This window comes from Nocardia sp. NPDC003269 (assembly GCF_042888005.1).
Classification (GTDB): domain Bacteria; phylum Actinomycetota; class Actinomycetes; order Mycobacteriales; family Mycobacteriaceae; genus Nocardia.
Genome location: NZ_JBIAPA010000007.1, coordinates 106,831 through 114,291, shown reverse-complemented (window position 1 = coordinate 114,291; position 7,461 = coordinate 106,831). Strand labels below are relative to the sequence as shown.

Annotated in this window: 7 protein-coding genes; all 7 read right to left on the bottom strand. The window is 66.5% G+C overall.

From position 1 onward, the window contains the following. Window positions 1–389 precede the first annotated feature (389 nt). A complete protein-coding gene (gene murA / locus ACFYWJ_RS34230; RefSeq protein ID WP_355284674.1) occupies window positions 390–1,670 on the bottom strand; it encodes a UDP-N-acetylglucosamine 1-carboxyvinyltransferase in 1,281 nt (426 codons plus the stop codon). A gap of 79 nt (window positions 1,671–1,749) precedes the next feature. Next, window positions 1,750–2,328 carry a cob(I)yrinic acid a,c-diamide adenosyltransferase gene (locus tag ACFYWJ_RS34225; RefSeq protein WP_355284671.1) on the bottom strand — a complete coding sequence of 193 codons (579 nt, stop codon included), beginning with the start codon at window positions 2,326–2,328 and terminating at the stop codon, window positions 1,750–1,752. Continuing rightward, on the bottom strand, window positions 2,325–2,753 hold the full coding sequence (locus tag ACFYWJ_RS34220) for a DUF2550 domain-containing protein (protein ID WP_355284668.1): 429 nt from the start codon (window positions 2,751–2,753) through the stop codon (window positions 2,325–2,327). Before ACFYWJ_RS34220 ends, ACFYWJ_RS34225 begins: the two co-directional genes overlap by 4 nt. 174 nt (window positions 2,754–2,927) lie before the next feature. Beyond that, the gene (locus tag ACFYWJ_RS34215; protein ID WP_218721182.1) at window positions 2,928–3,305 is read right to left on the bottom strand and encodes a F0F1 ATP synthase subunit epsilon; all 378 of its coding nucleotides are present in this window, start codon (window positions 3,303–3,305) and stop codon (window positions 2,928–2,930) included. A gap of 6 nt (window positions 3,306–3,311) precedes the next feature. Further along, entirely contained in the window at window positions 3,312–4,760 is a 1,449-nt protein-coding gene (gene atpD / locus ACFYWJ_RS34210; protein WP_355284665.1) for a F0F1 ATP synthase subunit beta, read from the bottom strand. A gap of 24 nt (window positions 4,761–4,784) precedes the next feature. Continuing rightward, window positions 4,785–5,756 carry a F0F1 ATP synthase subunit gamma gene (locus tag ACFYWJ_RS34205; RefSeq protein ID WP_355284662.1) on the bottom strand — a complete coding sequence of 324 codons (972 nt, stop codon included), beginning with the start codon at window positions 5,754–5,756 and terminating at the stop codon, window positions 4,785–4,787. Window positions 5,757–5,817: 61 nt separating this feature from the next. After that, on the bottom strand, window positions 5,818–7,458 hold the full coding sequence (gene atpA, locus ACFYWJ_RS34200; protein ID WP_110041744.1) for a F0F1 ATP synthase subunit alpha: 1,641 nt from the start codon (window positions 7,456–7,458) through the stop codon (window positions 5,818–5,820). Window positions 7,459–7,461: the final 3 nt, after the last annotated feature.

Genomic DNA, 7,461 nt, shown 5'->3' with positions numbered 1-7,461 from the left:
TCACACCCGAAGGCGTAATCAGAAATATCTAACTAGAGTCCGAAAACCTAGCAATGCCGAACACCAGCAAAAGTTTGCTGACATTCAAAATGTCCACTTCCCAACCGGGGGGTATGAGAAGCGGAACCAATAATAATATTGGCACTGACATTCATCGACACACTATTGAGTTCTCAAAGAACACACGCACAAGCATCCACCCACAACATTTCGTAGGGGCTTCAGCAGGGCAACTGTTCCAACCTAGCGCAGCCAACCCAACCGAAGCAAATTCGGAAGGAGTGAGTCTGGCTAGATGATCAATCAGGCGCTCTGCGTCACCGCGTCGCTCTGACTCGAATAAAGTTACGCACCGACGAACGCGAAGTCAAATCGCCTGGTCAGACAGGCTATTTCGGCGTATCGACGCGCTCGACCCGGCCGCCGAGCGCCTGCATCTGCTCGACGAACTTCGGGTAGCCGCGGTCGATGTGGAAGACGTCGTGCACTTCGGTGACACCGTCGGCGACCAGACCGGCCAGTACGAGACCGGCGCCGGCGCGGATGTCGGAGGACCAGACCGGCGCGCTGGACAGCCGCGGGATACCGCGGACCACCGCGTGATGACCATCGGTGCGGGCATCGGCGCCGAGCCGGATCATCTCCTCGACGAAGCGGAACCGCGCCTCGAAGACGTTCTCGGTGATCATCGACGTGCCGTCGGCGATGGCGGCCAGGCCGATGGCCATCGGCTGCAGGTCGGTCGGGAACCCGGGGAACGGCAGCGTCGCGAAGTTCACCGCGCGCGGGCGCTCCGGCTGCACGACGCGGAAACCGTTGGGCTCGTAGGAGATCCGCGCGCCTGCCGAGCGCAGCTTGTCCAGCACCAGGGCCAGGTGCTTCGGGTTGACCCCGGTGACCCGGACATCGCCGGTGGTCATCGCCGCGGCGATACCCCAGGTGGCGGCGACGATGCGGTCACCGATCACGCGGTGGGTGGTCGGCGACAGGCTCTTCACGCCCTGCACGGTGAGCACCGAGGAACCGGCGCCCTCGATCCGCGCGCCCATCTGCACCAGCATGTTGCACAGGTCGACGATGTCGGGCTCGCGCGCCGCGTTGTCGATGACCGTCTCCCCCTCGGCCAGCACCGCGGCCATCAGGATGTTCTCGGTCGCGCCGACGGACGGGAAGTCGAGGCGGATGCGCGCGCCCTGCAGCTCGTCGGCGCGGGCGACGACGCAACCGTGCTCGATCTCGCTGGTCGCGCCGAGCAGGCGCAGGCCCTGCTGGTGCATGTCCAGCGGACGCGAACCGATCGCGTCACCGCCGGGCAGCGCGACGACCGCGCGCTTACAGCGCGCCATCAGCGGACCGAGCACACACACCGAGGCGCGGAACTGGGTCACCGCCGGGAAGTCGGCGTGGTACTTGGGCTCCGGCGGGGTGACGATCGTGCAGACCGAGCGGTCCCCGCTCTCGTCGTCGGAGATCGTCACGTCGCAGCCGAGGCCGCGCAGCACCTCGGCCATCAGCGGGACATCGAGGATGTCCGGGCAGTTGGTGATGGTGGTCGTACCCTCGGCCAGCAAAGCGGCGGCCATCAGCTTCAGCACGCTGTTCTTCGCGCCGCCGACCGCGACCTCGCCGACGAGCTGATTACCGCCGGAGACCAGAAACCGTTCGCTCACCCCGCCAGCTTATCGACCGTTGCCCGGCGACACGCCCCCCGACGCCAAACCGACCGATCCTGGCGCCACCGAGTCGCTTTCAGCGCTCGGCTCCGCCGCCCGGCTGCCACAGCACGTCGCCCTCGGGATTGGTCGCGCGGCTCAGGATGAACAGCAGGTCCGACAGGCGATTGAGGTATTTGGCAGGCAACACGCTGGTGTCGTCGGGGTGTGCCTCGACCGCGGCCCACGCCGACCGCTCGGCGCGTCGCACCACGGTGCGTGCCGTGTGCAACAGTGCGGCAATCGGCGTGCCGCCGGGCAGGATGAACGAATTCAGCGGTGCCAGACCCTCGTTGAACTCGTCACACCACTTCTCCAGCCGATCGATGTAGGGCTGGGTGATGCGCAGCGGCGGGTACTTCGGCTCGGCGACGACCGGCGTCGACAGGTCGGCGCCCGCGTCGAACAGATCGTTCTGGACCTGGCGCAGGACCGCGAGCACCTCGGGCTCCGGCGCGCCGAGCGCGACGGCCACGCCGAGCGCCGCGTTGGCCTCGTCGCAGTCGGCGTAGGCGACCAGGCGGGGATCGGTCTTGGGCACCCGGGAGAAATCGCTCAGGCCGGTGGTGCCGTCGTCACCGGTGCGGGTGTAGATCCGGGTGAGGTGGACGCTCACGGCTGGCCTCCTCGGGTGCGGCGCGCGCGATCGGACGGGCGGGACTCCATCCAGGACAGAAAAGCCGCCATCGATCCGCGGTCGAGCGCGAGCTCGAAGCTGTTGTGCGGATCGGTGACGGCTACCACCACGATGTCCTCGCTCATGATGTCGAATTCGTCGCCCTGGGGCGCGCGGCGTTCGACGATCTCGAGGCCCTGCCGGTGCACGGTGCTGTCCGGACCGAACTTGAGGCTGGTCAATTTGAAGAAGACGAGGCGATCCTCGTCGTAGCGGATGAGACCGTGCCGCCAGCCCTGGCCGCCGCGCGCGGGCAATACCCGCAGCAGCGCGGCCGTGCCGCCCCGGCGCAGCATCACCAGCCGGTAGGTCGATGCACCTGCTACGAACACGAGCGTCAGCACCAGAATGATCAGCAGAACCATCCCGGTTTGCAATGCCGTACGCCCTTTCGCTCAGCTGGTGTCGAAGACACCCCCGTCGCCATTCAATCACGCCCGTCGCGGGCCACTTCGGCGGGATCGGAATTACCGCCGAAAACAGCACTGTCGGCGACGAACCGGAGTTCGTCGCCGACAGTGTGGTGTTCGGGGAACAGATCAGGCAGTCACGGTCGCCTCGACCGCGCGCACCTGGCCCTGCGCCACGCGCAGCTCCACCTCGGTGGCGCTCGCGTCGGCCAGCACCTTGCGTGCCGCGTCGACGTCGACCTCACCCGCGAGTTCCGCGGACTCGGCCAGCACCCGCACGGTGTCGGCGGTGACCGAGAAGAAGCCGCCGTGCACCGCGGCCACGATCCGATCGCCGTCGGTCGACACGATGGTCACCGTGCCGCCCTCGACGAGCTGACCCAGCAGCGGCTCGTGGCCGGCCATGATGCCGATCTGACCTTCGGTGGTCTGCGCGCTGACGAACGTCGCCTGGCCGGACCAGAGCTTGCGTTCGACGGCGACGAGATCAACTGTCATTTCCGCCATGGTGGACTACTTCCCGGCGATCTTCTTCGCAGCGGCCTCGACGTCGTCGAGACCACCGCAGGAGTTGAACGCCTGCTCCGGGAAGTGGTCGAACTCGCCCTTGCAGACGCGATCGAAGTCGTCGATGGTCTGCTCCAGCGGCACGACCGAGCCCGGCTGACCGGTGAACTTCTCGGCCACGATGAAGTTCTGGCCGAGGAACTTCTCCAGACGACGGGCGCGGCCGACGAGGACCTTGTCCTCTTCGGAGAGCTCGTCCATACCGAGGATGGCGATGATGTCCTGCAGTTCCTTGTACTTCTGCAGGATCCGCTTGACCTCGTTGGCCACCCGGAAGTGACGGTCGCCGACGATCGAGGCCTCGAGGATACGAGAGGTCGAGGTCAGCGGGTCGACGGCCGGGTAGATGCCCTTCTGCGAGATCGGGCGGGAGAGCTCGGTCGTCGCGTCCAGGTGGGCGAAGGTGGTCGCCGGCGCCGGGTCGGTGTAGTCGTCGGCGGGGACGTAGATCGCCTGCAGCGAGGTGATCGAGCGACCACGGGTCGAGGTGATGCGCTCCTGGAGCTCACCCATCTCGTCCGCCAGCGTCGGCTGGTAACCCACGGCGGAGGGCATACGACCCAGCAGGGTCGAGACCTCGGAACCGGCCTGGGTGAAACGGAAGATGTTGTCGATGAAGAGCAGCACGTCCTGGTGCTGGACATCGCGGAAGTACTCCGCCATGGTCAGCGCGGACAGGGCCACGCGCATACGCGTGCCCGGCGGCTCGTCCATCTGGCCGAAGACGAGGGCGGTGTCCTGGAGGACGCCCATCTCTTCCATTTCCAGGTGGAGGTCGGTGCCCTCACGGGTACGCTCACCGACACCCGCGAACACCGAGGTGCCGGAGAACTCGCGAGCGATACGGGTGATCATCTCCTGGATCAGAACGGTCTTGCCGACACCGGCACCACCGAACAGACCGATCTTGCCGCCCTTGACGTACGGGGTCAGCAGGTCGATGACCTTGACGCCGGTCTCCAGCATCTCGGTCTTACCCTCGAGCTGGTCGAAGCTCGGGGGCTTGCGGTGGATGCCCCACTGCTCGCCGTCGCGGCCGAGGCCGGGCGAGTCGAGGCAGTCGCCGAGGGCGTTGAACACGTGGCCCTTGACGATGTCGCCGACGGGCACCGAGATCGGCTTGCCCGAGTCGGTGACGGTGGCGCCACGGACCAGACCGTCGGTGGGCTGCATCGAGATGGTGCGCACGATGTTGTCACCGAGGTGCTGGGCGACCTCGAGGGTCAGGGTCTTGGCCACCGACGCGAGCTTGATGTCGGCGTTGAGAGCGTTGAACAGCTCGGGGATGGCGCCACGCGGGAACTCGACGTCCACGACGGGGCCGATGACACGGACGACGCGGCCGGCGGTTGCGCCCGCCTTGCTCGCGTTGTCCTGAGTGACAGCTGCGGTCATTAGATTGGTTCTCTTCCTGCGCTTCTAGTCGCGGTCCGAGCTCGACGCCAGCGCGTTCACGCCGCCGACGATTTCGCTGATTTCCTGCGTGATCTGGGCCTGACGCACCGAGTTCGCCTCGCGCTGGAGCACACTGGCCAGCTCGTTGGCGTTATCGGTCGCCGCCTTCATTGCGGTGCGCCGAGCCGCGGACTCGGATGCCGCTGCCTCGAGCAACGATGCGTAGATACGCGTGTTGACGTACTTGGGCAGCAGCGCGCCCAGCAGCACATCGGCGTCCGGCTCGAATTCGTACTGCGCCGTGACCACCGCGTTCGGCGAATCCGAGACGATGTCCTCGCCGAGCTCGAACTTCTCGTCCACGAAGCTCACCTGGATCGGCGCCAGGCGGCGCACCTCCGGGTTCTGGGTCAGCATCGAGACGAACTTGGTGTACACGATGTGCAGTTCGTCGACGCCCGCGATGGTGCCCTGGCCGTCCAGCGAGGGCACCTCGCTGTCGGAGCCGGCCATGAACGCCTCGACCAGGTGCTGGCACGCGGCCGACGCGTCGGTGTACTTCGGCTGCTGGGAGAAGCCGGTCCACGACGCCTGGAACGGACGGTTGCGGAACTTGTAGTACGTGAGGCCCTTGTTGCCCATCACGTACAGCACCGGCTCCTTGCCGTCGCCACGCAGGGTGGTCATGAGCTCCTCGGCGCGCTTGAGCACGTTCGAGTTGTAGCCACCGCACATACCGCTGTCGCTGGTGATCACCAGGACAGCGGCCCGACGAGCGTTGGGACGCTCGGTCAGCAGCGGGTGCGACAGGTTCTTCGAAGCGCTCGCGAGCTCGCCGAGGACCTTGGTGATCTCCTCGGCGTACGGCTTGGCCGCCGCGACCCTGGCCTGGGCCTTGGAAATTCGCGAGGTCGCGATCAGTTCCTGAGCCTTGGTGATCTTCTTGATCGAATTCACACCACGAATGCGGGAGCGCAATTCGCGCAAACTTGCCACTAGCGGTTCACACTCCCTTCATTCGCCAGATCGGTAATTGCCGACATCAGTCCTGCCCGGCTTACTTGTCGACGTGCTTGCGGGTGACCGACAGCGACTCGACCTCTTCGTGGTCCAGATCGCCGGCCGCGGCCTCGTTCACGACACGGCTGCCGTCGGAGGCCAGGAAGCCCTCCTTGAACTTGTCGGTCTCCGACTTGATCGCGTCGGCGGCCTCGCCGTCGAGCGGCTTGCGGCCACCCTCGAGCGCGTCGAAGGACGACTGGGTCGCGCTGTGCAGGTGCTCCAGCAGCTCGGCGGTGAAGCGACGCACGTCGCCGACCGGCACCGAGTCGTAGTAGCCGGCGTCGACCAGGTAGATCGAGACGACCTGATCCTCGACGGCGACCGGGGAGTACTGGTTCTGCTTGAGCAGCTCCACCCAGCGGGCACCGCGCTCCAGCTGCGCCAGCGAGGCGGCATCCAGGTCGGAGGCGAAGGCGGAGAACGCCTCCAGCTCGCGGTACTGCGCCATTTCCAGACGCAGCGAACCGGCGACCTTCTTCATGGCCTTGGTCTGGGCGGCGCCACCGACACGGGAGACCGAGGTACCGACGTTGATCGCCGGGCGGACACCCTTGTTGAACAGGTCGGACTCGAGGAAGACCTGGCCGTCGGTGATGGAGATGACGTTGGTCGGGATGAACGCCGAGACGTCGTTGGCCTTGGTCTCGATGATCGGCAGACCGGTCATCGAGCCGCCGCCCATCTCGTCGGACAGCTTCGCGCAACGCTCCAGCAGACGGGAGTGCAGGTAGAAGACGTCACCGGGGTACGCCTCGCGGCCCGGCGGACGACGCAGCAGCAGCGAGATGGCGCGGTACGCCTCGGCCTGCTTGGTCAGGTCGTCGAACACGATCAGGACGTGCTTGCCCTGGTACATCCAGTGCTGGCCGATGGCCGAGCCGGTGTAGGGGGCCAGCCACTTGAAGCCGGCGGAGTCGGAGGCCGGGGCCGCGACGATGGTGGTGTACTCCATCGCGCCGTGCTCCTCGAGCGCGGTCTTGACGCCCGCGATGGTGGAGCCCTTCTGGCCGATCGCGACGTAGATGCAACGAACCTGCTTGCTGGGGTCGCCCGACTCCCAGTTCGCCTTCTGGTTCAGGATCGCGTCGACGGCGACGGCGGTCTTGCCGGTCTTGCGGTCGCCGATGATCAGCTGACGCTGGCCGCGGCCGATGGCGGTCAGCGCGTCGATCGCGGTGATACCGGTGGCCAGCGGCTCCTCGACCGGCTGACGCTCCAGCACGGTCGCGGCCTGCAGCTCCAGCACGCGGCGGTCGTCGGCCTCGATCTCGCCGAGGCCGTCGATGGCCTGGCCGAGCGGGTTGACGACGCGACCGAGGAACTTGTCACCGACGGGAACCGACAGCACGTCGCCGGTGCGGCGGACCTGCTGGCCCTCTTCCAGCGAGGCGTACTCGCCGAGGATGACGGCACCGATCTCGGTGTCCTCGAGGTTCAGCGCGACGCCCAGGACGCCGCCCGGGAACTCGAGCAGCTCGTTGGCCATCGCCGAAGGCAGACCGCTGACGTGCGCGATGCCGTCGCCGGTGTCGGTCACGAGGCCGACTTCTTCGATGGAGGTTTCCGGGGTGTAGCTCTGGGTGTAGCTCTCGATCGCGCTACGGATCTCGTCGGAGGAGATCGTCAGCTCCGCCATGTT

What these genes read in the sequence shown, in the direction of transcription:
- ACFYWJ_RS34220 (WP_355284668.1), bottom strand. Translation starts at nt 2,753, where the DNA reads ATGGTTCTGCTGATCATTCTGGTGCTGACGCTCGTGTTCGTAGCAGGT.
- ACFYWJ_RS34215 (WP_218721182.1), bottom strand. Translation starts at nt 3,305, where the DNA reads ATGGCGGAAATGACAGTTGATCTCGTCGCCGTCGAACGCAAGCTCTGG.
- atpD (WP_355284665.1), bottom strand. Translation starts at nt 4,760, where the DNA reads ATGACCGCAGCTGTCACTCAGGACAACGCGAGCAAGGCGGGCGCAACC.
- atpA (WP_110041744.1), bottom strand. Translation starts at nt 7,458, where the DNA reads ATGGCGGAGCTGACGATCTCCTCCGACGAGATCCGTAGCGCGATCGAG.